23 protein-coding genes and 1 other RNA gene are annotated in these 26839 nt (G+C 74.0%); 20 read left to right on the top strand and 4 right to left on the bottom strand.

Going from position 1 to position 26839, the window contains the following annotated elements:
• Positions 1–238 precede the first annotated feature (238 nt).
• The 4 genes from ACF053_RS05620 (at position 239) to ACF053_RS05635 (ending at position 6184) form a co-directional block, all read left to right on the top strand.
• Positions 239–1999: a serine/threonine-protein kinase gene (locus ACF053_RS05620; RefSeq protein ID WP_391953188.1), complete on the top strand. Its 1761-nt coding sequence runs from the start codon at positions 239–241 to the stop codon at positions 1997–1999.
• Positions 2000–2119: 120 nt separating this feature from the next.
• The gene (locus ACF053_RS05625) at positions 2120–3379 is read left to right on the top strand and encodes a serine/threonine-protein kinase (RefSeq protein WP_391952683.1); all 1260 of its coding nucleotides are present in this window, start codon (positions 2120–2122) and stop codon (positions 3377–3379) included.
• Between the two features lie 225 nt (positions 3380–3604).
• On the top strand, positions 3605–4711 hold the full coding sequence (gene prfB / locus ACF053_RS05630) for a peptide chain release factor 2 (RefSeq protein ID WP_391952684.1): 1107 nt from the start codon (positions 3605–3607) through the stop codon (positions 4709–4711).
• Between the two features lie 447 nt (positions 4712–5158).
• Positions 5159–6184: a hypothetical protein gene (locus tag ACF053_RS05635; protein WP_391952685.1), complete on the top strand. Its 1026-nt coding sequence runs from the start codon at positions 5159–5161 to the stop codon at positions 6182–6184.
• Between the two features lie 177 nt (positions 6185–6361).
• On the opposite strand, the gene ACF053_RS05640 is transcribed toward ACF053_RS05635, so the two are convergent.
• A complete protein-coding gene (locus ACF053_RS05640; RefSeq protein ID WP_391952686.1) occupies positions 6362–6556 on the bottom strand; it encodes a hypothetical protein in 195 nt (64 codons plus the stop codon).
• 275 nt (positions 6557–6831) lie between these two features.
• Between ACF053_RS05640 and ftsE the strand changes: the two genes are divergently transcribed.
• The 5 genes from ftsE to ssrA all read left to right on the top strand — a co-directional run bounded on the left by ftsE (position 6832) and on the right by ssrA (position 10810).
• The gene (gene ftsE, locus ACF053_RS05645) at positions 6832–7521 is read left to right on the top strand and encodes a cell division ATP-binding protein FtsE (RefSeq protein WP_058945500.1); all 690 of its coding nucleotides are present in this window, start codon (positions 6832–6834) and stop codon (positions 7519–7521) included.
• 72 nt (positions 7522–7593) lie between these two features.
• The gene (gene ftsX / locus ACF053_RS05650; protein ID WP_058945497.1) at positions 7594–8511 is read left to right on the top strand and encodes a permease-like cell division protein FtsX; all 918 of its coding nucleotides are present in this window, start codon (positions 7594–7596) and stop codon (positions 8509–8511) included.
• A gap of 67 nt (positions 8512–8578) precedes the next feature.
• Positions 8579–9844, top strand: coding sequence for a S41 family peptidase (locus tag ACF053_RS05655; RefSeq protein WP_391952687.1), 1266 nt, complete (start codon positions 8579–8581; stop codon positions 9842–9844).
• An 18-nt stretch (positions 9845–9862) separates the two neighbouring features.
• Complete coding sequence (smpB, locus tag ACF053_RS05660; RefSeq protein ID WP_391952688.1) at positions 9863–10342, top strand: SsrA-binding protein SmpB; 480 nt, start codon at positions 9863–9865, stop codon at positions 10340–10342.
• Between the two features lie 97 nt (positions 10343–10439).
• Positions 10440–10810, top strand: a transfer-messenger RNA (tmRNA) gene (ssrA, locus tag ACF053_RS05665).
• 134 nt (positions 10811–10944) lie between these two features.
• On the opposite strand, the gene ACF053_RS05670 is transcribed toward ssrA, so the two are convergent.
• Together ACF053_RS05670 and ACF053_RS05675 are read right to left on the bottom strand one after the other, a co-directional pair.
• Entirely contained in the window at positions 10945–11433 is a 489-nt protein-coding gene (locus ACF053_RS05670; protein ID WP_391952689.1) for a GNAT family N-acetyltransferase, read from the bottom strand.
• Positions 11405–12901 (bottom strand): MFS transporter, encoded by a 1497-nt coding sequence (locus tag ACF053_RS05675; protein ID WP_391952690.1) that lies wholly within the window; start codon positions 12899–12901, stop codon positions 11405–11407. The genes ACF053_RS05670 and ACF053_RS05675 overlap by 29 nt, the downstream gene beginning before the upstream one ends.
• A gap of 84 nt (positions 12902–12985) precedes the next feature.
• On the opposite strand from ACF053_RS05675, the gene ACF053_RS05680 reads away from it, so the two are divergent.
• The 9 genes from ACF053_RS05680 (at position 12986) to ACF053_RS05720 (ending at position 23915) form a co-directional block, all read left to right on the top strand.
• Complete coding sequence (locus ACF053_RS05680) at positions 12986–13954, top strand: LysR family transcriptional regulator (RefSeq protein ID WP_391952691.1); 969 nt, start codon at positions 12986–12988, stop codon at positions 13952–13954.
• Between the two features lie 139 nt (positions 13955–14093).
• Positions 14094–15554, top strand: a complete 1461-nt coding sequence (locus tag ACF053_RS05685; RefSeq protein WP_391952692.1) for an MFS transporter — start codon at positions 14094–14096, stop codon at positions 15552–15554.
• A 75-nt stretch (positions 15555–15629) separates the two neighbouring features.
• Positions 15630–16850 (top strand): uroporphyrinogen-III synthase, encoded by a 1221-nt coding sequence (locus ACF053_RS05690; protein WP_391952693.1) that lies wholly within the window; start codon positions 15630–15632, stop codon positions 16848–16850.
• A gap of 206 nt (positions 16851–17056) precedes the next feature.
• Positions 17057–17647 carry a CGNR zinc finger domain-containing protein gene (locus ACF053_RS05695; RefSeq protein ID WP_391953189.1) on the top strand — a complete coding sequence of 197 codons (591 nt, stop codon included), beginning with the start codon at positions 17057–17059 and terminating at the stop codon, positions 17645–17647.
• Between the two features lie 69 nt (positions 17648–17716).
• A complete protein-coding gene (locus ACF053_RS05700; RefSeq protein WP_391952694.1) occupies positions 17717–18310 on the top strand; it encodes a sigma-70 family RNA polymerase sigma factor in 594 nt (197 codons plus the stop codon).
• The gene (locus ACF053_RS05705) at positions 18307–19101 is read left to right on the top strand and encodes an anti-sigma factor family protein (RefSeq protein ID WP_391952695.1); all 795 of its coding nucleotides are present in this window, start codon (positions 18307–18309) and stop codon (positions 19099–19101) included. Before ACF053_RS05700 ends, ACF053_RS05705 begins: the two co-directional genes overlap by 4 nt.
• A 90-nt stretch (positions 19102–19191) precedes the next feature.
• A complete protein-coding gene (locus ACF053_RS05710) occupies positions 19192–21480 on the top strand; it encodes a HelD family protein (protein WP_391952696.1) in 2289 nt (762 codons plus the stop codon).
• A gap of 373 nt (positions 21481–21853) precedes the next feature.
• Positions 21854–23278 carry an NAD-dependent malic enzyme gene (locus ACF053_RS05715; RefSeq protein ID WP_391952697.1) on the top strand — a complete coding sequence of 475 codons (1425 nt, stop codon included), beginning with the start codon at positions 21854–21856 and terminating at the stop codon, positions 23276–23278.
• Between the two features lie 355 nt (positions 23279–23633).
• Positions 23634–23915, top strand: a complete 282-nt coding sequence (locus ACF053_RS05720; protein ID WP_058944816.1) for an HU family DNA-binding protein — start codon at positions 23634–23636, stop codon at positions 23913–23915.
• Positions 23916–24196: 281 nt separating this feature from the next.
• On the opposite strand, the gene murA is transcribed toward ACF053_RS05720, so the two are convergent.
• Entirely contained in the window at positions 24197–25537 is a 1341-nt protein-coding gene (gene murA / locus ACF053_RS05725) for a UDP-N-acetylglucosamine 1-carboxyvinyltransferase (RefSeq protein ID WP_391952698.1), read from the bottom strand.
• A 304-nt stretch (positions 25538–25841) separates the two neighbouring features.
• Between murA and ACF053_RS05730 the strand changes: the two genes are divergently transcribed.
• Both ACF053_RS05730 and ACF053_RS05735 read left to right on the top strand, forming a co-directional pair.
• Positions 25842–26402, top strand: a complete 561-nt coding sequence (locus ACF053_RS05730) for a YqgE/AlgH family protein (RefSeq protein WP_391952699.1) — start codon at positions 25842–25844, stop codon at positions 26400–26402.
• Positions 26403–26432: 30 nt separating this feature from the next.
• Entirely contained in the window at positions 26433–26726 is a 294-nt protein-coding gene (locus ACF053_RS05735; protein WP_329870294.1) for a DUF3039 domain-containing protein, read from the top strand.
• Positions 26727–26839 lie beyond the last annotated feature (113 nt).

The following is a 26839-nucleotide window of genomic DNA, read 5'->3' on the forward strand; positions in this document are numbered from 1 at the left end:
GTCCCGGCATCAAATGATCTTGAATTTTCGCGGCCGATCGGCGAAACGCCTGCTTGTGCCCGTCTTGGGATCATGTGTGCGCCAGGCAACCGGGGGCGCGGGCCGCACGTCTTCCCTGCCGTCACCCCTGGAGGGGGAACGTTCGAAGGACAATCGCCGGACATTCGAAGGAAGCGGAACGGCACTAGAGTGGGCCGGACGCAAGCTTCGGGACCACGATCGCAGGGAGCGCATGACCGTGCGGCCAGTCGGCAGCAAGTACCTGCTCGAGCAGCCGCTCGGACGCGGCGCCACGGGCACCGTCTGGCGCGCGCGCCAGAGGGAGACGGCGGGCGCCGAGGCGGCCGTGCCGGGTCAGCCCGGGGAGACCGTCGCGATCAAGGTCCTCAAGGAGGAGCTCGCCAACGACGCGGACGTCGTGATGCGCTTCCTGCGGGAGCGCTCCGTCCTCCTGCGCCTGACCCACCCCAACATCGTCCGCACCCGCGACCTGGTGGTCGAGGGCGATCTCCTCGCCCTGGTCATGGACCTCGTCGACGGCCCGGACCTCCACCGGTACGTCCGGGAGAACGGCCCCCTGACGCCGGTCGCCGCCGCCCTGCTCATGGCCCAGGTCGCCGACGCGCTCGCCGCCAGCCACGCCGACGGCGTCGTCCACCGCGACCTGAAGCCGGCCAACGTCCTGCTCGCCGAGCGGGACGGGCGGATGCACCCGATGTTGACCGACTTCGGCATCGCCCGCCTCGCCGACTCCCCGGGCCTCACCCGCACCCACGAGTTCGTCGGCACCCCGGCCTACGTGGCGCCCGAGTCCGCCGAGGGCCGCCCGCAGACCTCCGCCGTGGACGTCTACGGCGCCGGGATCATGCTGTACGAGCTGGTCACCGGCCGTCCCCCGTTCGCGGGCGGTACGGCCCTGGAGGTCCTCCACCGCCACCTCAGCGAGGAACCGCGCCGCCCCTCCACGGTGCCCGCCCCGCTGTGGACGGTCATCGAGCGGTGCCTCAGCAAGGACCCGGACGGCCGTCCCGGCGCGGAGAACCTCGCGCGCGCCCTGCGCACCGTCGCCGCCGGCATCGGCGTGCACGCCTCGGTCGCCGAGATCGAGGCGGCGGACGGCGTCGGCGCGCTGCTCGCGCCCGACCCGGCGCCCGCGCCCGTGCCGGACACGCCCGCCCCGCCGGTCCCCGGCGCCTCCGACGCCACCCAGGTCCTGCCGAGCACCGGCCAGGGCGCTCCGGGGGCACCCCACTACGACCCGGCCGCCGCCACCAGCGTCCTCCCGGCGACGGGCCCCGGCGCCGGCCGGCCCGGAGACGCCGCCGACCCGACGGCGGTGATGCCGCCCGTGCCGCCGGGGCAGCCCGAGGACCCGCACCCGTGGCAGACGCAGCTGCGCGCCGCCCGCGACCGCAACGAGCAGACCCAGGTGCAGTACCTGGACCCGGGTGAGGACCCGCTGCGCCGCCGCCCCCAGCGCCGGCCCCAGCAGCCGCCCCCGCCGCAGCAGCAGCCGCCGCAGTACCGGCCGCAGCACCAGCAGTACGGCGGCCGGCAGGCGCCGCACCAGCAGTACGGGCAGCAGCCCCAGCCGTACGCCCCGCAGCCGCCGCAGCACCAGCCCCAGCCGCCGCAGCACCAGCCCCGGCCGCCCCAGCGCCGGCAGCAGCGCCCACCCGCGCCCCAGCCGCCGCGACAGCAGTACGCCCCGCAGCCGCAGGCGCCCCAGCCGCCGCCGCCCGCCCCGCGGGCGCCCCGGCAGCGCAGCGCCAACCCCATGCGCATCCCGGGCCTCGGCTGCCTCAAGGGCTGCCTGTTCACGATCGTGCTGTTCGTCGTGGCCGGATGGCTCATCTGGGAGCTCACGCCCCTCCAGGGCTGGGTCGCCCAGGGCAAGGGGTACTGGGAGGCCATCGGCGACGCCATCGCCTCCGTCAGCGACTGGATCTCCGGGCTCGGCAGCGCGAGCGGCGGCGGGACGGACACCCCCGCGCCGTGACCGGCGGCGGCCGCCGAGTCGCTTTGTCGACTTCGGAGGGGTGATTTCCCCTCCGGCGTGAATGCCGGCGCCCGCACCCGCGTAACTTGGTCGGGAACGCCAGCCGCTGAGGGAGCAGTCTTGGCACGGAAAATCGGCAGCCGGTACACGGCTCACCAGATCCTGGGGCGGGGCAGCGCCGGCACGGTGTGGCTCGGCGAGGGTCCCGAGGGGCCCGTCGCGATCAAGCTGCTCCGCGAGGACCTGGCCTCGGACCAGGAGCTCGTCGGGCGCTTCGTCCAGGAGCGCACCGCCCTGCTCGGGCTCGAACACCCCCGCGTGGTCGCCGTGCGCGACCTGGTCGTCGACGGCAACGACCTCGCCCTCGTCATGGACCTCGTGCGCGGCACCGACCTGCGCAGCCGCCTCGACCGCGAACGCCGGCTGGCCCCGGCCGCCGCCGTGGCGATCGTCGCCGACGTCGCCGAGGGCCTCGCCGCCGCGCACGCCGCCGGCGTCGTCCACCGCGACGTGAAGCCGGAGAACATCCTCCTCGACATGGAGGGGCCCCTCGGACCGGGCGGCGCCCACCCGGCCCTGCTGACCGACTTCGGCGTCGCCAAGCTCATCGACACCCCGCGTCGCACCCGCTCCAACCGCATCATCGGCACGCCCGACTACCTCGCCCCCGAGATCGTGGAGGGCCTGCCGCCCCGCGCGGCCGTGGACATCTACGCCCTCGCGACCGTCCTGTACGAGCTGCTGGCCGGCTTCACCCCGTTCGGCGGCGGCCACCCCGGCGCCGTCCTGCGCCGCCACGTCACCGAGACCGTGGTCCCGCTCCCCGGCATCCCCGACGAGCTGTGGCAGCTGATCGTCCAGTGCCTGGCGAAGGCGCCCGCCTCCCGGCTGCGCGCCTCCGAGCTCGCCGCCCGCCTCCACGACCTCGCCCCGCTCGTCGCGGACATGCCGCCGCTCGACGTCGACGAGCCGGGCGCGGAGCCCGCGTCGGAGTCGTACGAGGACGACCCGTACCCGACCGTCCCCAACGGCCCGCGCAGGTCCGCCGTCCCCCTCGTCCCCGGCTCGGCCACGGACTCCAGCCGCGACACCCACACGTCGATGCGCGTCCCCGGGCCCGACGAGCTCTCCGGCGGCCCCCTCGGCACCGCCCGAGCCCCCCGCGCGCCCGGCCAGCGCCGCCCCGGCTCGGCCCGCAACAAGCCCTCCGCCGTCCGCAGGCGCCGTCTGGTCGTCTCGGTCGCCGGTGCCGCCCTGGCGGCCGCGGTCGGCGTCGGGGGCTGGTTCGCCACGGCGGGCGACGACACGGAGGCACCGCCGCAGGACTCCCGGCGCTCCGCCCCGGAGACGGTTCCCGACACGGCCCCCGCACGGCCCTGACCTCGCCCCCGGCCCCGGGAAGCGTCCCGCCGGCGGGGCTGCCGGCGCCTCGGGGAGGGGCCCCGACCTCACCGGGGAGGGGCGCCGGGGACCGCGCCAGACCGCTGCCGGGGCCCCGGGGGACGGCGTCCGCCGGCCCCCGGAGGGAGTCGCCGAGCGCCCGGGGGAACGGCCGGCCCGCCCTCGGGGGAGGGGGCTGCCGCGGCCAGCCGTTACGCTGGACCCGTGGCAGTCGTCGACGTATCCGAAGAGCTCAAGTCCCTCGCCTCGACCATGGGGTCCATCGAGGCGGTCCTCGACCTCGACAAGATGAGGGCGGACATCGCCGTGCTCGAGGAGCAGGCGGCCGCCCCGTCCCTCTGGGACGACCCCGAGGCGGCACAGAAGATCACCAGCAGGCTGTCGCACCTCCAGGCGGAGGTGCGCAAGGCGGAGAGCCTGCGCGGTCGGATCGACGACCTCGCGGTGCTCTTCGAGCTCGCCGAGGCGGAGGACGACCAGGACACCCTCGCGGAGGCCGAGGCCGAGCTGACCGACGTCCGCAAGGCCCTCGACGAGATGGAGGTGCGCACCCTCCTGTCCGGCGAGTACGACGAGCGCGAGGCCCTCGTCACCATCCGCGCCGAGGCCGGCGGCGTCGACGCCTCCGACTTCGCCGAGCGCCTCCAGCGCATGTACCTGCGCTGGGCCGAGCGGCACGACTACAAGACGGAGATCTACGAGACGTCGTACGCGGAGGAGGCGGGCATCAAGTCGACCACCTTCGTCGTGCACGCCCCGTACGCCTACGGCACGCTCTCCGTCGAGCAGGGCACGCACCGCCTGGTCCGCATCTCCCCCTTCGACAACCAGGGCCGCCGCCAGACGTCCTTCGCCGGCGTCGAGGTGCTCCCGGTCGTCGAGCAGACCGACCACATCGACATCCCGGAGAACGAGCTCCGCATCGACGTGTACCGGTCCTCCGGCCCCGGCGGCCAGTCCGTGAACACCACGGACTCCGCGGTCCGCATCACGCACATCCCGACCGGCGTGGTCGTCTCCTGCCAGAACGAGAAGTCGCAGATCCAGAACAAGGCGTCCGCGATGCGCGTCCTCCAGGCCCGCCTGCTGGAGCGCCAGCGACAGGAGGACCGCGCCAAGATGGACGCCCTGAAGGGCGACGGCGGCAGCTCCTGGGGCAACCAGATGCGCTCCTACGTCCTGCACCCGTACCAGATGGTGAAGGACCTGCGCACCGAGCACGAGGTCGGCAACCCGCAGGCCGTGCTCGACGGCGAGATCGACGCCTTCCTGGAGGCGGGCATCCGCTGGCGCAAGCAGCAGGAGAAGTAGCCCGCACCACCGCACCACCGCACGACGGCGCCGCCCCACCTCCGGGGCAGGCGCCGTCGCCGTTTCCCCGTGCCCGCGCACCGTCCTGACGTGCCCTCAGCGACGCGGCCGCGTCGGGGACGGGGCGGGGCGCGGGCGTTGGCGATTCGCTGTCGCAAGGGATCACTGTCGCGCTCTCTCGCTTTGTCGACATGCCAACCGCCCTTGTGGGGGCCGCCCTCCGGGGTTTCGTCACAGTTGCATCCCCGCACCTCAGGCAAGGCCGTCCATTCCGGACATCGCGTGCGCAACGAGCTTGACGGTGCATCGAAAACTGGGAAAGCTGACGCGCGGCATGCGCATGTCCGGGGCGCGTGTGACCGGGGGAACGGCACGAAGCCCCCAGCGTCCGTTGCCCCTGAGCGCGCTGCCCTACTGACGAGAACGGCTACTGGGGGTAGCAGCTATATGACGAAGAAGATGCGAGTCAGGGTCGCGCGGATAGCCGCGGGCGCGGTGATCGCCGCGGGTGCGTCCCTGACCGCCGCCGGGGCCGCGCAGGCCACGGGCGTCGAGTTCGGGTTCTCGATCGAGAACGAGTGCCCGCCGATCGACCCGACCTGCGACGACCCGTCCGACCCGGACCCGACCGAGCCCACCACGGGCGGCACCACGGGCGAGACCGGCACCACGGGCACCACGGGCACCACGGGCACCACGGGCACCACGGGCACCACGGGCACCACCGGTGAGACCGGCACCACGGGCACCACCGGCACCACGGGTACCACGGGCGAGACCGGCACGACCGGTACGACGGGAACGACCGGCGCCACGGGCGAGACCGGCACCACCGGTACGACCGGCACCACCGGCAGCACGGGCACCACGGGTGAGACCGGTACCCCCGGCACCACGGGTACCACGGGTACGACCGGCAGCACCGGCACCACGGGCGAGACCGGCTCCACCGGCTCGACGGGCACCACGGGCTCGACCGGCACCACGGGCTCCACCGGGTCCACCGGCTCCACCGGCTCGACGGGCACCACGGGCTCGACCGGCAGCACGGGCACCACCGGGTCCACCGGCTCCACCGGCTCGACGGGCACCACGGGCTCGACCGGCACCACGGGCACCACGGGCACCACCGGCGGTGACAGCACCACCGGCACCACCGGCACCACCGGCGGCGACAGCACCACCGGCGGTAACGCCGGCACCACGGGCTCCGCCACCACCGGGGGCAACGGCGGCTCCACCGGCGGCTGCGCCGTGACCGTCGACGGGGCCGAGTGCGCCGACACCAACAACCCCGACACCAACAACGTCGGCTCGCAGCCGGTGCAGCAGGGCGAGGCCAAGGAGGAGCTGGCCGAGACCGGCGCCGGCGAGACCACGTTCCTGCTGCTCGGCGCCGCGACGATGATCGCCGGTGGCGTCGGCTTCCGCCTGCTGCCGCGTCTGGTCGCCGGCGGCCGCACCGTCGCCTGAGGCCGTACCGCCGGCTGAGGCACCGCGGGCAGTGCGCCCGCTCCACCCGCGCCGGCCGGCGGGAGGGTCCACGGCCCTCCCGCCGGCCGGCCCGCGGGAGGGCAAGCGGAAGGGCCCGGACCACCGTTTCCACGGTCGTCCGGGCCCTTCCGCTTGCTTCCGCGCGCTCGCGGCCCGCTAGGCGGGCTGGTGGGCCACCGCCAGCGCCGCCGCGGCCGCCACCAGGAGCAGGAGGAGCGCCAGCAGCGCTGCGGGGCTCAGGGCGCCCCAGGGGCCCTGCTGCATGCGCTCGCGGTTCGCCCGGCACACGGGGCAGCGGCCCTCGCTCACGGGCGCCGCGCAGTTGGCGCACACCAGTCGGTCATAGGTCATGCGCTCTCCTCCTCCCGCGCGGCGGAGCCGCTGGACGCGGAATGTCCACCCAGTTCTCTCCGCACAACGCTCAGGGAAACGCGTCCGTTCCCCCCACCACTGTGCCAGGTCCCACGACTTTAGGCGCGCGCCCCCGGATCCCGGCCGGTCAGGGCCCCTACCACGACCGGCGAGATCGGACAATCCGGGCAAGGCCGGACGGTGCCTGCACGGGACATCCCGGTTCGCGTATGGTCACGCTCACCTACTCCTCCCGGCCGACCGTGGGTGCACCCGTGATCCGATTCGACAACGTCTCCAAGTCCTACCCGAAGCAGAACCACGCCGCTCTCCGAGACGTCTCCCTGGAGATCGAGAAGGGCGAGTTCGTCTTCCTGGTGGGGTCCTCCGGTTCCGGGAAGTCCACCTTCCTGCGGCTGGTCCTGCGCGAGGAGCGCGCCAGCACGGGAACGGTGCACGTCCTCGGCAAGGACCTGGCCCGCCTGTCCAACTGGAAGGTGCCGCACATGCGCCGCCAGCTGGGCACCGTCTTCCAGGACTTCCGCCTGCTGCCGAACAAGACCGTCGCGCAGAACGTGGCGTTCGCGCAGGAGGTCATCGGCAAGCCGCGCGGCGAGATCCGCAAGGCCGTCCCCCAGGTCCTCGGGCTGGTCGGCCTCGCGGGCAAGGAGGACCGGATGCCCGGCGAGCTGTCCGGTGGTGAGCAGCAGCGCGTGGCCATCGCCCGCGCCTTCGTCAACCGGCCGATGCTGCTGATCGCCGACGAGCCGACCGGCAACCTCGACCCGCAGACGTCCGTCGGCATCATGAAGCTGCTCGACAAGATCAACCGCACGGGCACGACCGTCATCATGGCGACGCACGACCAGAACATCGTCGACCAGATGCGCAAGCGCGTCATCGAGCTCGACAAGGGCCGACTCGTCCGCGACCAGGCCCGCGGCGTCTACGGCTACCAGCACTGACCGGCGGCCGGCGGCGGCGGCAGTCCGCGGCGGCAGTCCTCACGCACGGCAAGGAAAGGCTCAACGCACCCGATGCGCGCCCAGTTCGTACTCTCGGAGATCGGTGTCGGCCTCCGTCGCAACCTCACGATGACCTTCGCCGTCATCGTCTCCGTGGCCCTGTCGCTGGCCCTGTTCGGCGGCGCCGTGCTCATGGGCCAGCAGGTCAACGCGATGAAGGACTTCTGGTACGACAAGGTCAACGTCACGGTCTACCTCTGCAACAAGAACGACGCCGAGGTCTCGGAGACCTGCTCCAAGGGCGCGGTCACCGCCCAGCAGAAGGAGCAGATCGAGTCCGACCTGAAGAAGCTCGACCTCGTCGAGTCCGTGCACCACGAGACGGCGGAGGAGGCGTACCGGCACTACCGGGAGCAGTACGGCGACACCGCCATCGCCAGCGTCATCACGCCGGACCAGATGCAGGAGTCGTTCCGGGTCAAGCTGAAGGACCCGGAGAAGTACGAGGTCGTCGCCACCGCGTTCTCCGGCCGGGCCGGCGTCCACTCGGTGCAGGACCAGCGGGGCATCCTGGAGAACCTCTTCAACATGATGCGCGGCATGAACGTCGCCGCCCTCGTCGTCATGGGCCTGATGCTGCTCATCGCGCTGATGCTGATCGTCAACACGGTGCGCGTGTCGGCGTTCAGCCGGCGCCGCGAGACCGGCATCATGCGGCTGGTGGGCGCGTCGAGCTTCTACATCCAGATGCCGTTCATCATGGAGGCCGCCTTCGCCGGCCTCCTCGGCGGCCTGGTCGCCTGCGGACTGCTGCTCGTCGGCCGGTACTTCCTCATCGACGCGGGGCTCTCGCTCGCCGAGCAGATGCCGCTGGTCCAGTTCATCGGCTGGGACGCGGTGTTCTCCGTCCTGCCCCTGGTGCTGGTCATCGGCCTCCTGATGCCCTCGCTGGCCGCTGCCGTCGCCCTGCGCAAGTACCTGAAGGTGTGACGAGCGCCCCTGGCGCCGTACGGCCGACGCCCGTACGGCGCCGCCCGGTTGTCCTAGAGTGGGCGGCATGTCGCTGCCGGGTCCCGAGTCCGTGCCACGGCCCCACCGCATCCGGCGCGGGGCGGCGCTGACCGTACTCTTCGCGACCGTCCTCGCGACGGCCGCCGCCACCGACTCCCTCCCGCACGACGACGCCGGGGGCCCGCGCCCCGCCACCGGCGGTGCCGCGCACGCCGGTGCCGCGCACGCCGGTACCGCCGTACGGGCGCCCGCCGAGACCGGCCGGGACGTGCCGGCCCCGCGGCGCGGCGGCACCGTGCGCGACGAGGTGGCCCGCGCCGCCGCCGAGGCGGCGGCCGACGGCAAGTCGGGCGCCGAGGCCGCCCAGGAGGTCGTCAGCCGCAGCGGGGACCGCTGGGGCGCCGTCTACGACCGGCGGGAGTACGAGGAGTTCCAGCGCGCCCTGGACGGGTCGTACACGGGCGTCGGGCTGTGGGCCCGCCGTACCGCCGAGGGGCACGTCGAGGTGGACCGGGTGCAGTCCGGCGGTCCCGCGGCCCGGGCCGGGCTGCGTCCCGGGGACCGGATCCGCGCGGTCGACGGCCGCGCCGCGCGCGGGCACACCGCCGCCGAGGTGGTCGCCCTGCTGCGCGGCGACGGCCCGGACGGCGGGGCCGCGGCCGCCGGGGCCGGCTCCGCCGTCGTCCTCGACCTCCAGCGCGGCACGCGTGCCTGGACCGCGACCCTGCGCCGGGCCCGGCTCGCCACCGAGCCCGTCACCGTGCGGAGGCTCGACGACGCCGTCGTGATCCGCGTCACCGCCTTCACCCGGGGCAGCGGCGCACTCGTCCGCAGGGCCGTCGACCGCGCGCCCGAGGGCGCCGGCGTCCTGCTCGACCTGCGGGGCAACGGCGGCGGGCTCGTCACCGAGGCGGTCGCCGCCGCGTCGGCCTTCCTCGACGGCGGCCTCGTCGCCACCTACGACGTGCACGGCACGGAGAACGCCCTGTACGCCGAGTCGGGCGGGGACACCGACCGGCCCCTCGTCGCCCTCGTCGACGGCGGGACGATGAGCGCCGCCGAGCTGCTCACCGGAGCCCTCAAGGACCGCGGCCGGGCCGTCACCGTCGGCTCGCGGACCTTCGGCAAGGGCTCGGTGCAGATGCCGAGCCGGCTGCCCGACGGATCGGTCGCGGAACTGACCGTCGGCCACTACCGCACCCCTGCCGGCGTCCGCGTCGACGGGCGGGGCATCACCCCCGACGTCCCCGCGCCCACGGGGACCGTGGAGCGGGCGCGCACGGTATTGAGTGGCCTCGGGGCGGGCACCTAGTGCGAAAATGACCGCACTATGGCTAAGGAAACAGGGCGCAAGATGATCGCGCAGAACAAGAAGGCGCGGCACGACTACCACATCATGGACACCTACGAGTGCGGTCTGGTCCTGACCGGCACCGAGGTGAAGTCGCTGCGCCAGGGGCGGGCCTCGCTGGTGGACGGCTTCGTCCAGATCGACGCGCACGAGGCGTGGCTGCACAACGTCCACGTCCCGGAGTACAGCCAGGGCACCTGGACCAACCACTCCGCGCGGCGCAAGCGGAAGCTGCTCCTGCACCGGGCCGAGATCGACAAGCTGGAGTCGAAGTCGCAGGAGACGGGTCACACGATCGTGCCCCTGGCGCTGTACTTCAAGGACGGCCGGGCCAAGGTCGAGATCGCGCTCGCGCGCGGCAAGAAGGAGTACGACAAGCGGCAGACGCTGCGGGAGAAGCAGGACCGGCGCGAGACCGACCGGGCCGTGTCGGCGGTCCGCCGCCGCCAGCGCGCCTGATCCGCCGCCCGGGCGGGAATGCGCTGGCATCCGCGGGCGTCGGTCACGTACGATGGCACCTGCCCCGCCTGGCGGGCGCACTTTGAAAAATCAACATGGGGATGATCGGTTTCGACAGCGGCTGTCGAAGCAGGGGAAGCGTGTCGAGGAAGCGGCAATGATCTCGTAAACCATATGTCGCAACCAATAATCGCCAACACCAAGCGCGATTCCTTCGCCCTCGCTGCCTGAGTAGCGAGCTTGCGAAGTGTCAGCCCGGGGCTGTTCCCGACCCGGATCCTGGCATCAGCTAGGGAACTAAACCTCTAGGCCCGGTCACGGGGCGTAGAGGGAAACCACACAGTGACTGAGCCCGTCGGAGACTTGTCCGCGTGATCTCCGGGGCCGAGAAAATCGCAGCGGACTGCACACGGAGAAGCCCTGGTTCCGCACCGTTGGACGCGGGTTCGATTCCCGCCATCTCCACTCATCCCATGTGGGCGAGGGCCCGGCAGCCATCAGGCGGCCGGGCCCTTGTCGTACGCCCGGCCCGGCGTGAGCCCGAGCCGCCCCGCCCCGGCGTGCCCGCCCCGCCGTGGTCGGGGGCCGCCGGCCGCGGTCGGTCAGGGCGGGGTGAGCAGGCGCCGGTAGCGCAGGCCCGGACGGCCGGTGAGGGTCAGGGTGCCGACGGTCTCGAAGGCGTTGCGCTCCAGCACGGCGCGGGAGGCCCGGTTGTCGACCGTCGTCACCGCCCGCAGCTCCGTGAGGCCGTACGCGTCGGCGGCGAGCCGGCACACCTCCGCGACCGCCGCCGTCGCCACCCCCCGGCCCGCCGCCCGCTCGGCGACGCGGTAGCCGAGCTCGTGGCCGTCCTCATCGGCGCGGACCAGGTTGACCCGGCCGACCAGCTCCCCGTCACCGTCCAGGACGACATGGAAGTGGCGCAGACCGGCCTCCTGCTCGGCGAGGAGCACGCGGTGCCGCTCGTCGAACTCCGCGAAGTACGCGTCGCCCCGGTCCGGAATCGACCGGGCGAACCAGGCGCGGTTCTCCCGCTCGAACGCCAGCAGGGCGGGCGCGTGGTCAGCCCGCAGTCGCTCCACCGTCACCATGCGCCGGATGATACGGCAGGGCCCGACGGGGCGTGCCCGCCACCGCGAGGCACAGCGCCAGCCCCGCTGCCGCCACCGGCAGGGCGTACGCCGTGCCGGCGCCCGCGTGCTCCACGAGCCAGCCGCCCGCCGCCGCGCCGGCCGAGACGCCGCCGAGGAGGGCCGTCACCGCGAGGGTCATCCCCTCGTTCAGCTGCCCGGCGGGGGTCAGGCGCTGCACCAGCGTCGTGCCCGTCACCATCGTCGGCGCCGTCGCCATCCCGGCCAGGAGCAGGGCGCCCGCCAGGACCGGGAGCGAGCCGGTGCCGGAGGCGAGCAGCGGGCCCGCCATGAGGACGGTCATCGCCACCAGGCACACCGGCAGCCGGCGCCCAGGATCCGCGGCCGGGCGCGCGGAGCCGTAGGCGAGGCCCGCCAGGAACGAACCGAACGCCTGGAGTGCCATGACCGGGCCCGCCACCGGCCCGTCGACGAACGCCAGGGTCACGATCTCCAGGGAGCCGAAGACCGCGCCCGTCGCCAGGAACACCACCAACAGCGCGGGCATCCCGGCCGTGCGCAGCGGGGAGCGGGGGCGGTGCCCGGCGCGGCGCGGGGCGGCCGGCGGTTCGGTGGCCCGCTGCGCGGTGAACAGCAGCATCCCGGTGAGCAGCAGGACCGCCCCGACGAGGGTGCCCGCCTCCGGGAAGAGCGCCGCACACAGGAACGCGGCGAGCACCGGGCCGAGCACGAAGCACAGCTCGTCCACGGCCTGCTCGAAGGCGTTCGCGGCGTGCACCGCCTCCGGGTCGCCCCGGTACAGGTGCGCCCAGCGGGAGCGGGACATGCCGCCGATGTTCGGGGTGGTCGCCGTCGCGGCGTACGCGGCGAACAGCGTCCAGGGCGGCGCCTGGTGACGGACGCACAGCAGCAGGGCGAGGGAGCCGAGCACCGCGAGCACGGTGGCGGGGACGGCGACGCGTGCCTGCCCGTACCGGTCGACGAGCCGGGCCGTGAACGGCGCCACGACCGCCGTCGCGGCCAGCCCCGTCGCGGTGACCGCCCCGGCGAGGGCGTACGAACCCCGGGTCTCCGCGATCATGATGACCGCGCTGACGGTGAACATTCCCATCGGGATCCGCGCGACGAGGTTCCCCGCGGTGAACGCGCGCGTGCCGGGCAGGGCGAAGAGCCGGGCGTACGGGTTGCGGACACGGGGCCGGCGGCCGGGGCGGGGCCCGGGGCCGGATCCGGTGCCGTGGGGGCGGGAGGTGCGCGCCGGACGGTCGAGGCCGGTACCGGGCCCGGGAGCGGGCGGGCGGCCCGGGTCGGGGCCGTGCGGGCGGTCGGGTCCGGTGCGCCGCGGCCGGTCGGGCCCGGTGCCGCGCGGGCGGGACGGGGTGCCCGGCTCGGTGTAGCGGGGGGCGAGGGCGAGGACGCCGGGGGAGAGGGCCGGCACGGGGGCGGCCTGCGTCGGGTGCGGGGACATGGCCCCACCCTCCGTGCCGCCCCCTCCCGGGGTCCAACACCTGATCAGCGGCGATTGACACACCTGTGTTGTAGGTTCCCGGTCGTGGTCCCCGACATCGATCCCCGGCTCCTGCGCGCCTTCACCGCCGTCGCCGACGAGCTGCACTTCACCCGCGCCGCCGCCCGCCTGTACGTCGCCCAGCAGGCCCTCAGCCGGGACATCCGGCGCCTGGAGCGGGACCTCGGCACGGAGCTGTTCGTCCGCACCACCCGGCAGGTCTCCCTCACCGCGGCGGGCGAGCGCCTGCGGCCGTACGCCGAGGCCGTCCTCACCGCGTACGACGACCTCGCCGCCGCCTTCACCGGGGCCGGCCCGCGCCCGCTGCTGGTCGACCTCAACACCCCGGCGATCTCCACCGGCCGGGTCCTGGAGCACGCCCGGCGCCTCGCGCCCGACTGCGAGCTGATGGCCCGCTACGAGAGCGGCCTGACCGGCGCCGCCGCCGAGATGCTCGCCGGCCGCCTCGACGTCTCCTTCGGCCGCGTCGCCGGCCTCGACCCCGCCGTCCGCGCCCGGCTCGCCTGGCAGCCCGTGCGGTACGAGCCGATGGCGGTGATCCTCCCGGTCGGACACCCGCTCGCCGACCGGGACGAGGTCGAGCTGTCCGCGCTCGCCGGGGAGGCGCTGTACGCCGGGGCGGGCAACCCCCGCACCCGCGAGTGGACCGACCTCGCCGCGCTGCTCTTCGCCGGCCACGGTGTCCGCGTCGCCCCGCCCGCCCCGCTCGCCGTCGGCGTGGAGGAGTTCCGCCGCGTCATGGCCAAGGGCCGTACGCCGGTGCTCGCCGTGGTCGACTTCCAGGCCATGCCGGACACCGTCCGCAGACCGCTGGTCCGGCCCGTACCCCTGTCACCCGTGGCGATGGTGTGGCGCAGGGGGCTGAAGCACCCCGGTCTCGACGCGCTGCGCACCGCCGCCGCCGAGCTCGCCGCCGCGGAGGAGTGGCTGGTCGTCCCGGACGGCGCCTGGCTCCCCGAGGCCGACGCCGCCCTCATGCGCGCCGGCGGCTGAACGGGCGCTCACAGCTCGCCCACGCCCCGGGTGAGAGCAAGGTTTCCGGCCGGTCACGTCGGATGACCCGGCTGAAACGCGCCCCGCCTAGCGTCGGCCCCCGGACGGCGTTCTGGGACCGACACAGCGGAGGTGCGCGATGGGCGGACGGTGGATCGATGAGTGGGATCCGGAGGACGAGGTCTTCTGGCGGGAGAAGGGCGAGCGCGTCGCCAACCGCAACCTGCTCTTCTCCGTGGTCTCCGAGCACATCGGGTTCTCCATCTGGACGCTGTGGTCCGTGATGGTCCTGTTCATGGGGCCGGAGTACGGCATCGACCCGGCCGGGAAGTTCTTCCTCATCGCGGTCGCCACGCTCGTCGGCGCGGTCATCCGCGTCCCGTACAGCTTCGCCGTCGCCCGCTTCGGCGGACGGAACTGGACGGTGATCAGCGCGCTGCTGCTCCTGCTGCCGACGGGCGCCGCCTACGCGGTGATGGAACCCGGCACGTCGTACACGACCTTCGTCCTCGTGGCCGCGCTCACCGGGGTCGGCGGCGGCAACTTCGCCTCCTCCATGACGAACATCAACGCCTTCTTCCCCCTCCACCGCAAGGGCTGGGCCCTGGGCCTCAACGCCGGCGGCGGCAACATCGGCGTCCCCGTCGTCCAGCTGGTCGGGCTCGCGGTCATCGGCACGGCCGGCGCCGCCCACCCGCGGATCGTCCTCGGCCTCTACCTCCCGCTGATCGTCGTCGCGGCGGTCTGCGCGGCGCTCTTCATGGACAACCTCGCGCCCGTCAGGAACGACACCGGCGCCGTGAAGGAGGCCGCCCGCGACGCCCACACGTGGATCATGGCGTTCCTCTACGTCGGCACCTTCGGCTCGTTCATCGGCTACAGCTTCGCCTTCGGGCTCGTCCTGCAGACTCAGTTCGGGCGGACCCCGCTGGAGGCGGCGTCGCTCACCTTCGTCGGCCCGCTCCTCGGCTCCCTCATCCGGCCCGTCGGCGGCTCGCTGGCCGACAAGTACGGCGGCGCCCGCATCACCCTCGGCACCTTCGTCGCGATGGCCGCCGCGACCGGCGTCGTCGTGCTCGCCTCGCTCGCCGAGTCGTTCGCGGTCTTCCTCGTCGGCTTCACCTCCCTGTTCGTCCTCAGCGGCCTCGGCAACGGCTCGACGTTCAAGATGGTCCCGGCGATCTTCAAGGCGAAGGCGCACGCCGCGGGCCTGACCGGCGAGGAGGCCGACGCCTACGGGCGCCGCATCTCCGGCGCCTCCATGGGCCTCATCGGCGCGCTCGGCGCCGTCGGCGGACTCGGCATCAACCTCGCCTTCCGCCAGTCCTTCCAGACCGCCGGGACCGGCACGGCCGCCTTCGTCGCCTTCCTCGCCTTCTACGCCGCCTGCATCGCGGTGACGTGGGCGGTGTACCTTCGCAAGCCGGCGACGACCCGCGCGACCGCCACGGCCGGCACGGCGGAAGCGGCCGCCACGGCCGGCACGACCGGCCCCGCCGGTACGTCCGTCACGGCCGGTCAGGGCGGCCCGGTGGACGCGGTCGACGCCGCCGACGCCGGCGTCCCGGCGCGGAGCCGGTTCGGCTACTCGGAGGTGTGAGCGCACATGGTCCGTAACGGCGGGGAAACCTCGGCGAACCCCGACTGTCACGCACCCTTGTCAGGCTCGGGCCCCATGCACGAGCAGCAGCAGGAACACGGCCCCCTCGCGGGCTTCACGGTCGGTGTCACCGCGGCCCGCCGCGCGGACGAACTGGGCGCGCTGCTGCAGCGCCGGGGCGCGGCGGTACTGCACGCCCCCGCGCTGCGGATCGTGCCGCTCGCCGACGACGCGGAGCTCCTCGACGCGACGAAGGCCCTCGTCGCCGACCCCCCGGACACCGTCGTCGCCACCACGGCGATCGGCTTCCGCGGCTGGCTGGAGGCCGCCGACGGCTGGGGGTACGGGGAGGACCTCGTCGACTGCCTGCGGCGCGTACGCGTCCTCGCCCGCGGTCCCAAGGTCAAGGGCGCGGTACGGGCGGCGGGGCTGACCGAGGAGTGGTCGCCCGGCAGCGACTCCATGGCCGAGGTCCTCGACCGCCTCCTCGACCAGGGCGTCGCCGACAGCCGCATCGCCCTCCAGCTCCACGGCGAACCGCTGCCGGGCTTCGTGGAGGCCCTGGAGGACGCCGGGGCGGACGTGGTCGTCGTACCGGTGTACCGGTGGATGCCGCCCGAGGACCCGGCGCCCCTGGACCGGCTCCTCGACGCGACGCTGGCGCGGTCGCTGGACGCCGTGACGTTCACCAGCGCCCCCGCCGCCGCGTCCCTGCTGGCCCGGGCCCACGGCCGCGGCCTGCGCGCCGAACTGCTCGACGCCCTGCGCCACGACGTGCTGCCCGCCTGCGTCGGCCCGGTCACCGCCGTACCGCTGCAGAGCCACGGCGTGGACACCTACCAGCCCGCCCGCTTCCGGCTCGGCCCGCTGGTCCAGCTCCTGTGCCAGGAGCTGCCGGCCAGGGCGCGGACCCTGCCCGTCGCCGGGCGCCGCGTCGAGATCCGCGGCCACGCCGTCCTGGTGGACGGGGCGCTGCGGCCGGTGCCGCCGGCCGGCATGTCGCTGCTGCACGCCCTGGCCCGGCGCCCCGGCTGGGTCGTCCCCCGCGCGGAGCTCCTGCGGGCGCTGCCCGGCGCCGGCCGGGACGAGCACGCCGTGGAGACCGCCATGGCCCGGCTGCGGTCCGCGCTCGGCGCGCCGAAGCTGATCCAGACGGTCGTCAAGCGCGGCTACCGCCTGGCCCTCGACCCGACGGCGGACCCGGGCACGGACCCGGTGGCGGACGCGGGCGGGGAGCCTGCGGCGGACCCGGGCACGGACCCGGTGGCGGACCCGGGTGCGGACACCGCCGACTGACGTCGCCTGACCGCTCGTCACGGGCCGCGCGCCCGCCGCCGGCCGGCCCCCGGCCGCGTCCTCCCGCCCCGCCCGGCGCGTCCCGTCCGGCCCGGCGGCGGGTGGATGCCGCGCGCGGCCTTCCCGGGGGCGCTCCTGACGGGCACCCTGGGGACGGACGGTGGACGACGGACGACTCCGCGGTGACCCCAGGCGGTGACTGGCACATGGACGGCGACGAACGGCGGTTCGATCCCGGGCGGCGCTGCCTGGCCTTACTGGCCGAGCCGCCCACAGACCCCGGGCGGCTCGCGCGGTGGCTGCTCGGCTGCGGGCTCGTACCGCCCGGCACGCCGCTCACCGCCGTGGACGACGACTGGGTCGAGCGCTTCGCCGAACTCCGCGTCCACATCGGCGTCCTGGTCCGCGCCGAGCTGGGCGCCCACACCCCCGACGTGCCCGCGGCGCTGGACCGGCTCAACGCCCTCGCGGCCGCCGCCGCGCCGCCCGCCCCCCGCGCCGTGCGCGGTGTCGACGGCCGGCTCGTACGGGCCCTGGGCGCGGCCCCGCGCTGCGCCCCGCTCGTCGCCACCGTCGCCCGCGACGCCGTCGACCTGCTGACCGACCCCGAGGCGCGCGCCCTGCTCCGCCAGTGCGAGGGCGACCACTGCCACCGCGTCTACCTGGACACCTCCCGCGGCGGGCGCCGCCGTTGGTGCTCCAGCGAGACGTGCGGCAACCGCGAGCGCGTGGCCCGCCACCGGGCGCGCGCCGTCCGCACCACGGAACCCTCCGGAGGAAAATCCCGGCGGCGTTGAGACGTTCGGCTCCCCGCTCCGTAGTCATGGGGGCAAGGAGTCGGACAGGGTCTCGACCGGGAGGTTCGGGTGCGCAAGGATGCCGCCGTGGCCGATGACCGCCGTGGGGCGCGTCGGGCCCGGCACCGCGCGGAGTCGCCGCACGTCAACGCCCCCGGACCCGACGAGGAGTTGATGCGGTCGCTCTACAGCGAGCACGCCGGACCGCTGCTCGCCTACGTGCTGCGCCTCGTCGCCGGCGACCGCCAGCGCGCCGAGGACGTGGTGCAGGAGACGCTCATCCGTGCCTGGAAGAACGCCGGTCAGCTCAACCGGGCCACCGGCTCCGTCCGACCCTGGCTGGTGACGGTCGCCCGGCGCATCGTCATCGACGGCCACCGCAGCCGGCAGGCCCGGCCGCAGGAGGTCGATCCGTCGCCGCTGGAGGTCATGCCCGCGGAGGACGAGATCGACAAGGCGCTGTGGCTGATGACGTTGTCGGACGCACTCGACGATTTGACCCCCGCCCATCGGGAAGTCCTCATCGAGACGTACTTCAAGGGGCGTACGGTCAACGAGGCCGCGCAGACCCTGGGGATACCGAGCGGGACCGTGCGGTCCCGGGTGTTCTACGCACTGCGGTCGATGAAGCTGGCACTGGAGGAGAGGGGGGTGTCGGCATGACGACGCACGGCTACGGCGAGGAGTACGCCGAGGGGTCCGTGCACGACGCCGTCGGCGCGTACGTGCTCGGGGTGCTCGACGACGCCGACGCCACCGCCTTCGAGGCCCACCTCGCCGGCTGCGGCGTGTGCGCGGCGCGTCTGGACGAGCTGGCCGGCATGCCGCCGATGCTGGCGCTCCTGGCGGAGGGCCCCGGCCCGGCGGAGCGGCCGGTGACCGCGCCGCCCCCACCGCCGCCCGTGCCCCACGCGCCCGGCGGACCGCCCGGCCCGCCCCTGCTGAACCGGCTCGTCGACGAGGTGTCCGTGCACCGCGCCCGCCGCCACCGCAAGGCCCGGTACCTCGTCGCGGCCGTCGCGGTGCTGGTGATCGGCGGGCCGGCGCTCGCCGTGGGCGCCCTGTCCGGCGACGCGCCGACCACCACGCGCGTCACGGCGGAGGACGTCTTCTCCGGGCTGGCGCAGAAGGTCTCGGCGACCGACGCGACGACCCGGGTCAGCGCCACCGTCGGCATGGAGGCGAAGGGCTGGGGCACGGACGCCATGCTGGAGCTCAGGAACGTCACGGGCCCGCTGAAGTGCCGCCTCGTCGCCGTCTCCAAGGAGGGCGAGGAGGAGGTCGTCACGTCCTGGTCCGTCCCGAAATGGGGGTACGGCATCGCGGACAGCCCGAACGAGACGGCGCGCAAGCCGCTGTACGTCCACGGTGCCGCCGCCATGGCCCCCGGCGCCATCGACCGCTTCGAGGTGCGCACCTTCGACGGACGGAGCCTGGTCACGATCCCCACCTGAAGCGTCCCGCCGGGACGGTCCGCCTGACACCGCGGCCCCCCGTGGCGTACCCTCGACGGCTGCCCAGTGCACGTCAGAAGGGGGCCCCTGGTGGCCGCGCAGGAAGCCGACCGTGTGGTCGTCGACACGATTCGGGACCGCGAGATCGGTGTCGAGCAGGACCACCTGGACCAGGTGTACCGCCGCCTGGAGGAGAAGATCCACGAGGCGGAGTTCCTCATGCGGGACGCCGCCCGGCAGGGGCAGGTCGGCACGCCCGGCGCGCTCGCCGAGCGGGACGCCCAGGTGTTCCGGGCGGGGGTCCACCTCAACCGCCTGAACAGCGAGTTCGAGGACTTCCTCTTCGGCCGCATCGACCTGCTGCGCGGCAAGGACGGCCAGAAGGGCCCGGACGGCGCCTACACCTCCGTCGAGCCCGCCGACGACGCGGTGCGGCCGGACGCCACCGCCGAGATCGCCGAGACGCTGCACATCGGCCGCATCGGCGTCCTCGACACCGACTACAGCCCGCTCGTCATCGACTGGCGCGCCCCCGCCGCCGCGCCGTTCTACCGGGCCACGCCCGTCGACCCCGGCCGCGTGGTGCGCCGCCGCGTCATCCGCTCCAAGGGCCGCAGGGTCCTGGGCGTCGAGGACGACCTGATGCGCCCCGAGCTGACCGCGACCCTCGGGGGCGCCGAACTGGCGGTGGTCGGCGACGGCGCCCTGATGGCCGCGCTGGGCCGGGCCCGCGGCCACACCATGCGCGACATCGTCGCGTCCATCCAGGCCGAGCAGGACCTGGTCATCCGGGCCCCCGCCGCGTCCGTGACGTACGTCGAGGGCGGCCCCGGCACCGGCAAGACCGCCGTCGCCCTGCACCGCGCCGCGTACCTGCTGTACCAGGACCGCCGCCGCTACGCCGGCGGCATCCTCGTCGTCTCGCCGACGCCGCTGCTCGTCGCGTACACCGAGGGCGTCCTGCCGTCCCTCGGCGAGGAGGGCCAGGTCGCGGTCCGCGCCGTCGGCAGCCTCGTCGACGGCGTCGAGGCCACCGCGTACGACGACCCGGCCGCCGCCCGCGTCAAGGGCTCCTCGCGGATGCTGAAGGTGCTGCGCAAGGCCGCCCGCGGCGCCCTGGAGCTCGGCGGCCCCCCCGACCGGCTGCGCGTCGTCGCCTTCGGGCGGCGCGTCGAGCTGGAGGCCGCCGAACTCGCCCGCATCCGGCACGACGCCCTCGGCGGCACCGCGCCGGTGAACCTGCTGCGCCCGCGCGCCCGCCGGCTCCTCCTCGACGCCCTGTACGCCAAGACCGGCGCCGGCACCCGGCACGCCGACCCCGAGCTCGCCGCCGAGCTGCGCTCCTCCTTCGACGAGGACGTCACCACCGAGGACTCCTTCACCGGCTTCCTCGACGCCTGGTGGCCCGAGCTCACCCCCCGCGCGGTGCTCGCCGCCATGGCCGACGAGAAGCGCCTCGGCCGCTGGGCGCGCCGCGACCTCAACCCCGGCGAGGTGCGCCGGGTGGCCCGCTCGCTGCGCCGCGACGGGTACTCCGTGCACGACGTGGCCCTCCTGGACGAGCTCCAGACCCTCCTGGGCGCCCCGGCCAGACCGCGCCGCAGACGCGAGCTGGACCCGCTGGACCAGCTCACCGGCCTGGAGGAGCTGATGCCGGTACGGGAGGAGACGCAGCGCGAGCGCGCCGAGCGGCTGGCCCAGGAGCGCACCGAGTACGCCCACGTCATCGTCGACGAGGCGCAGGACCTCACGCCCATGCAGTGGCGGATGGTCGGCCGCCGCGGCCGGCACGCGACGTGGACGGTGGTCGGCGACCCGGCGCAGTCGTCCTGGTCGGTCCCGGACGAGGCCGCCGAAGCGCGCGACGAGGCCCTGGGCCGCCGTCCGCGCCGCCGCTTCACCCTCACGGTCAACTACCGCAACCCCGCCGAGATCGCCGAGCTGGCCGCCCGCGTCCTGGCGCTGGCGATGCCGGGCGCCGAGTCGCCGCGGGCGGTCCGCTCGACGGGCGTGGAGCCGCGCTTCACCGCCGTCGGCGACCGGGGGCTGGCGGAGGTCGTGCGGGACGAGGCGCGCCGCCTCCTGGAGCGGGTGGACGGCACCGTGGGCGTCGTCGTCGCGATGAACCGCCGCGAGCAGGCCGCCGGCTGGCTGGCCGGGCTCGGCGACCGGGTCGTGGCGCTGGGCAGCCTGGAGGCCAAGGGCCTGGAGTACGACGCGACGGTCGTCGTCTCGCCCGCCGAGATCGCCGACGAGTCCCCGGCCGGACTGCGGGTGCTGTACGTGGCGCTGACCCGGGCCACGCAGCAGCTCACGGTCGTCTCCGGCCACCGGGACGAGCCGGACGCGGCGGGGGTCCCGGACCTCCTGCGGGACTGAGCCGGGGCCGTTCGGGGTGGATCCGGCCGTGTGGGGACCGCTTCCCGGAGGGGTTTGTTAGCCTGGATACGGCACCGGCTCGATCCAAGCCCCCGGGCCCAACCTTAGTCGCTCAGAGCGACCACTTGCCGCGAGGCGAGCATGGCGGGCCGGTGTCTCATACGTGGGAAGCGGGCCCACGTCATCCGAGGTGATGGCGTGGGCCCGCTTCCTTTTTCGCTGCGTCCTCTCGTATGGTGGAAAACACTTTCCGAAAACAAAACGACCGTATTACCTGCTACTCGCAGGTAGGTGCGACCATCGGAGGGCCCCCTCACGGTCACCGCCGCGCCGGGGGTAGCAACGGAGCTAGGGAAAGCAGAGGAACTCGGTCATGGCAACGGCGCCCAGCGTCTCGTACTCGATGACGGTCCGGCTGGAGGTGCCCGCGAGCGGAACCGCGGTCTCCCAGCTCACCACGGCCGTGGAGTCCTCCGGCGGTTCCGTCACCGGCCTCGACGTGACCGCGTCCGGCCACGAGAAGCTGCGGATCGACGTCACCATCGCGGCGACCTCGACCGCGCACGCCGACGAGATCGTCGGCAAGCTCCGCGGCATCGAGGGCGTCGTCCTCGGCAAGGTCTCGGACCGCACGTTCCTGATGCACCTCGGCGGCAAGATCGAGATGGCGTCGAAGCACCCCATCCGCAACCGCGACGACCTGTCCATGGTCTACACGCCGGGCGTCGCCCGCGTCTGCATGGCCATCGCCGAGAACCCCGAGGACGCCCGCCGCCTCACCATCAAGCGCAACTCCGTCGCGGTCGTGACGGACGGCTCCGCCGTGCTCGGCCTGGGCAACATCGGCCCGATGGCCGCGCTGCCCGTCATGGAGGGCAAGGCGGCGCTGTTCAAGCGGTTCGCCGGCATCGACGCCTGGCCGATCTGCCTGGACACCCAGGACACCGACGCCATCGTCGAGATCGTCAAGGCCATCGCCCCCGGCTTCGCCGGCATCAACCTGGAGGACATCTCCGCGCCGCGCTGCTTCGAGATCGAGGCCCGGCTCCGCGAGGCCCTCGACATCCCCGTCTTCCACGACGACCAGCACGGCACCGCGATCGTCGTGCTCGCCGCCCTCACCAACGCCCTGCGGGTGGTCGGCAAGGCGATCGGGGACGTGCGGGTCGTCATGTCCGGCGCCGGCGCGGCCGGCACGGCCATCCTCAAGCTGCTCATCGCGGCGGGCGTCAAGCACGCCGTCGTCGCCGACATCCACGGCGTCGTCCACGCGGGCCGCGAGGACCTGGTCGACGCGGCCCCCGAGTCGCCGCTGCGGTGGATCGCCGACAACACCAACCCCGAGGGCGTCACCGGCACCCTGAAGCAGGCCGTCGTCGGCGCGGACGTCTTCATCGGCGTCTCCGCCCCGAACGTCCTCGACGGCGACGATGTCGCCGCCATGGCCGACGACGCCATCGTGTTCGCGCTCGCGAACCCGGACCCCGAGGTCGACCCGGCCGTCGCCCGCCAGACGGCCGCCGTCGTGGCCACCGGCCGGTCCGACTTCCCCAACCAGATCAACAACGTGCTGGTCTTCCCGGGGGTGTTCCGCGGCCTGCTGGACGCCCAGTCGCGTACGGTCAACACCGACATGATGCTCGCGGCGGCGACCGCGCTGGCCGACGTCGTCACCGACGGGGAGCTCAACCCCAACTACATCGTCCCGTCGGTCTTCAACGACAAGGTCGCGGGTGCCGTGGCCGGTGCCGTACGCAACGCAGCGAAGGCGGCCCTGGCGGAGCAGCCCTCCGTCTGACGGCCCCGTCGGGCGGCGTGGTGTGGCGCAACGCACCCCGCGCCGCCTCCGGCGCGTCGCGGAGCGCGGGCGTCCGCCCCCGCCCGTAGGGTGGCGCTTCGTCGCCGGCAGGTCTCCAGGACGTCTCCGCGCGGCCGGTGCACGGCCGCGCGGACGTCACCGGGACCGGGCAGTGGCGCTCTTCGTGTGACTCCGGAGGGTGCCGGATTGGCTTTCCCGCCGCTGGTGGGGGCAGGATGCGTATTCGGGCGCGAGGGTCTGACGGCAGACCCGGGTCCGAGCACTGTCCTAGGGCCCTGGCAGCATCGGCTTCGATCTCACGCCTCACAGGCAAGAAGAACACGGGAGTAACAACATGAACCGCAGTGAGCTGGTGGCCGCCCTGGCCGACCGCGCCGAGGTGACCCGCAAGGACGCCGACGCCGTGCTGGCCGCGCTCGCCGAGACCATCGGTGAGGTCGTCGCCAAGGGCGACGAGAAGGTCACCATCCCCGGCTTCCTGACCTTCGAGCGCACGCACCGTGCCGCTCGCACCGCTCGTAACCCCCAGACCGGCGAGCCGATCGACATCCCGGCCGGTTACAGCGTGAAGGTCTCCGCGGGCTCGAAGCTCAAGGAAGCCGCGAAGGGCAAGTAAGGCCCCCAGGCGCATCGGAAGGGCGGTCACCCTGCAGAGGGTGACCGCCCTTCCGTTCGCCCGCCTACGGCCCCTTCCAGGGCCTGTCGTCGGCACCCGCCACGACGACGGCCCCCCGTGGATCACGGGGGGCCGTCGTCGTACGTGCGGGGTGACGCCGGGTCAGACGGTGGTCGCGCCCGGGAGTTCGACCTTCGCGCCCAGCTCGACCAACTTCTGCATGCTGTGTCTGCCCGGGGGCGACCCCCGGACCCCCGGCCGGGGGCCCTGGGGGCGGCCGGTCAGACGGTGGTCGCGCCCGGGAGTTCGACCTTCGCGCCCAGCTCGACCAACTTCTGCATGAAGTTCTCGTAGCCGCGGTTGATCAGCTCGATGCCGTGCACCCGGGACGTGCCCTGCGCCGCCAGGGCGGCGATCAGGTACGAGAAGCCACCGCGCAGGTCCGGGATGACCAGGTCGGCGCCCTGGAGCTTCGTGGGGCCCGAGACGACCGCGGAGTGCAGGAAGTTGCGCTGGCCGAAGCGGCAGTCGGAGCCGCCCAGGCACTCGCGGTACAGCTGGATGTGGGCGCCCATCTGGTTGAGCGCGGAGGTGAAGCCCAGCCGCGACTCGTACACCGTCTCGTGGACGATCGACAGGCCCGTGGCCTGCGTCAGGGCGACCACCAGCGGCTGCTGCCAGTCCGTCTGGAAGCCGGGGTGCACGTCCGTCTCCAGCGCGATGGACTTCAGCCGGCCGCCCGGGTGCCAGAAGCGGATGCCCTCGTCGTCGATCTCGAAGGCGCCGCCCACCTTCCGGTAGGTGTTGAGGAAGGTCATCATCGAGCGCTGCTGCGCGCCGCGCACGTAGATGTCGCCCTCGGTCGCCAGCGCGGCGGACGCCCACGACGCGGCCTCCAGGCGGTCCGACAGGGCGCGGTGGGTGTAGCCGCCGAGCTTGTCGACACCGGTGATCCGGATGGTCCGGTCGGTGTCCATCGCGATGATGGCGCCCATCTTCTGCAGGACGCAGATGAGGTCCTCGATCTCGGGCTCGACGGCCGCGTTGGAGAGCTCCGTCACACCCTCCGCGAGGACCGCCGTCAGCAGCACCTGCTCGGTCGCGCCGACCGACGGGTACGGCAGCCGGATCTTCGTGCCGCGCAGCCGGCGGGGAGCCTCCAGGTACTGGCCGTCGTCGCGCTTCTCGATCTTCGCGCCGAACTGCCGGAGCACCTCGAAGTGGAAGTCGATCGGCCGGCCGCCGATGTCGCAGCCGCCCAGGCCCGGGATGAAGGCGTGGCCGAGCCGGTGCAGCAGCGGGCCGCAGAAGAGGATCGGGATGCGGGAGGAGCCCGCGTGGGCGTCGATGTCGGCGACGTTCGCCGACTCGACGTGCGTCGGGTCCATCACCAGCTCGCCCGGCTCGTCACCGGGGCGCACGGTCACGCCGTGGAGCTGGAGCAGACCGCGGACGACCCGGACGTCACGGATGTCGGGCACGTTGCGCAGCCGGCTCGGCCCGCTGCCGAGCAGTGCGGCGACCATCGCCTTGGGCACGAGGTTCTTCGCGCCGCGGACGCGGATCTCGCCCTCCAGCGGGGTTCCGCCGTGGACAAGCAGTACATCGTCGGTGCCGGTCATGTATCTCGCGTTCCGGTCGGGGGTGCCCCCGGGCGGACCGCGGGGGTGGTTCGGGCAAGGGCCAAGGGAAAAGGGTAAGGCGCTTCCACCCGTGCCCCGTAAGGGCGGGGAGCGGGGGAGCGTGTAATGAATTCGCCACAACACCCTGTGTTCTCCGGACCTCGCGGAGGGTCACCGTCCGTTTGCGTGCCGGGGCGTGCACGGCCCGTGTCGGGCGCCCGTGCGGAGCCCCCGGCGGCGCGCCCTTCGGCCGACCGGCCCGCCCGCCCTCCGCGCGGGCCCGGCATGCGGGATCATGTCTGGCATGACCGAGGTGTCCTCGCTCGCAGGGCGGCTGCTCGTCGCCACCCCCGCGCTGTCCGACCCGAACTTCGACCGCGCGGTGGTGCTGCTGCTCGACCACGACGACGAGGGGTCCCTCGGCGTGGTCCTCAACCGCCCCACGCCGGTCGGCGTCGGTGACGTCCTGGAGCCCTGGGCGGCGCTCGCCGGCGAGCCCGGCGTGGTGTTCCAGGGCGGCCCCGTCTCGCTCGACGCGGCGCTCGGCCTCGCCGTGATCCCCGGCGACGAGGGCCCGCTCGGCTGGCGCCGCGTCCACGGGGCGATCGGCCTGGTCGACCTGGAGACCCCGCCCGAACTGCTCGGGCCGGCGCTCGGCTCCCTGCGGATCTTCGCCGGGTACGCGGGGTGGGGTCCCGGTCAGCTGGAGGACGAACTGGGCGACGGCGCCTGGTTCGTGGTCGAGTCCGAACCGGGTGACGTGTCCTCCCCGCACCCCGAGGGGCTGTGGCGCGCCGTCCTGCGCCGCCAGCGCAGCGAACTCGCCATGATCGCGACGTACCCGGACGACCCGACCCTGAACTGAAGCCGTGCCGGGTGAGTACCCTTGGCTGTTATGAGCACTCTCGAGCCCGAGCGCGGGGCAGGTACGGGGACCCTCGTAGAGCCGACGCCACAGGTGTCGCACGGTGACGGCGACCACGAGCGCTACGCCCACTACGTCCAGAAGGACAAGATCATGGCGAGTGCCCTCGACGGCACTCCCGTCGTGGCGCTCTGCGGCAAGGTGTGGGTACCGGGCCGGGACCCGAAGAAGTACCCCGTCTGCCCCATGTGCAAGGAGATCTACGAGTCCATGGGCGCGGGCGGCGACAAGGACAAGGGCAAGGGCGGCAAGGACAAGAAGTAGTCCACGGGCCCCGGCCCGCGGGCCGGGACCGAGTGCCACGGCGCGGGTCACCGGGCCGGCAGCCACGGCTCACGGGCCACCGCCGGCAGTCACGGCCCACGGGCCACCGGGCC

It is taken from the genome of Streptomyces kanasensis, from assembly GCF_043077165.1.
Classification (GTDB): domain Bacteria; phylum Actinomycetota; class Actinomycetes; order Streptomycetales; family Streptomycetaceae; genus Streptomyces; species Streptomyces changanensis.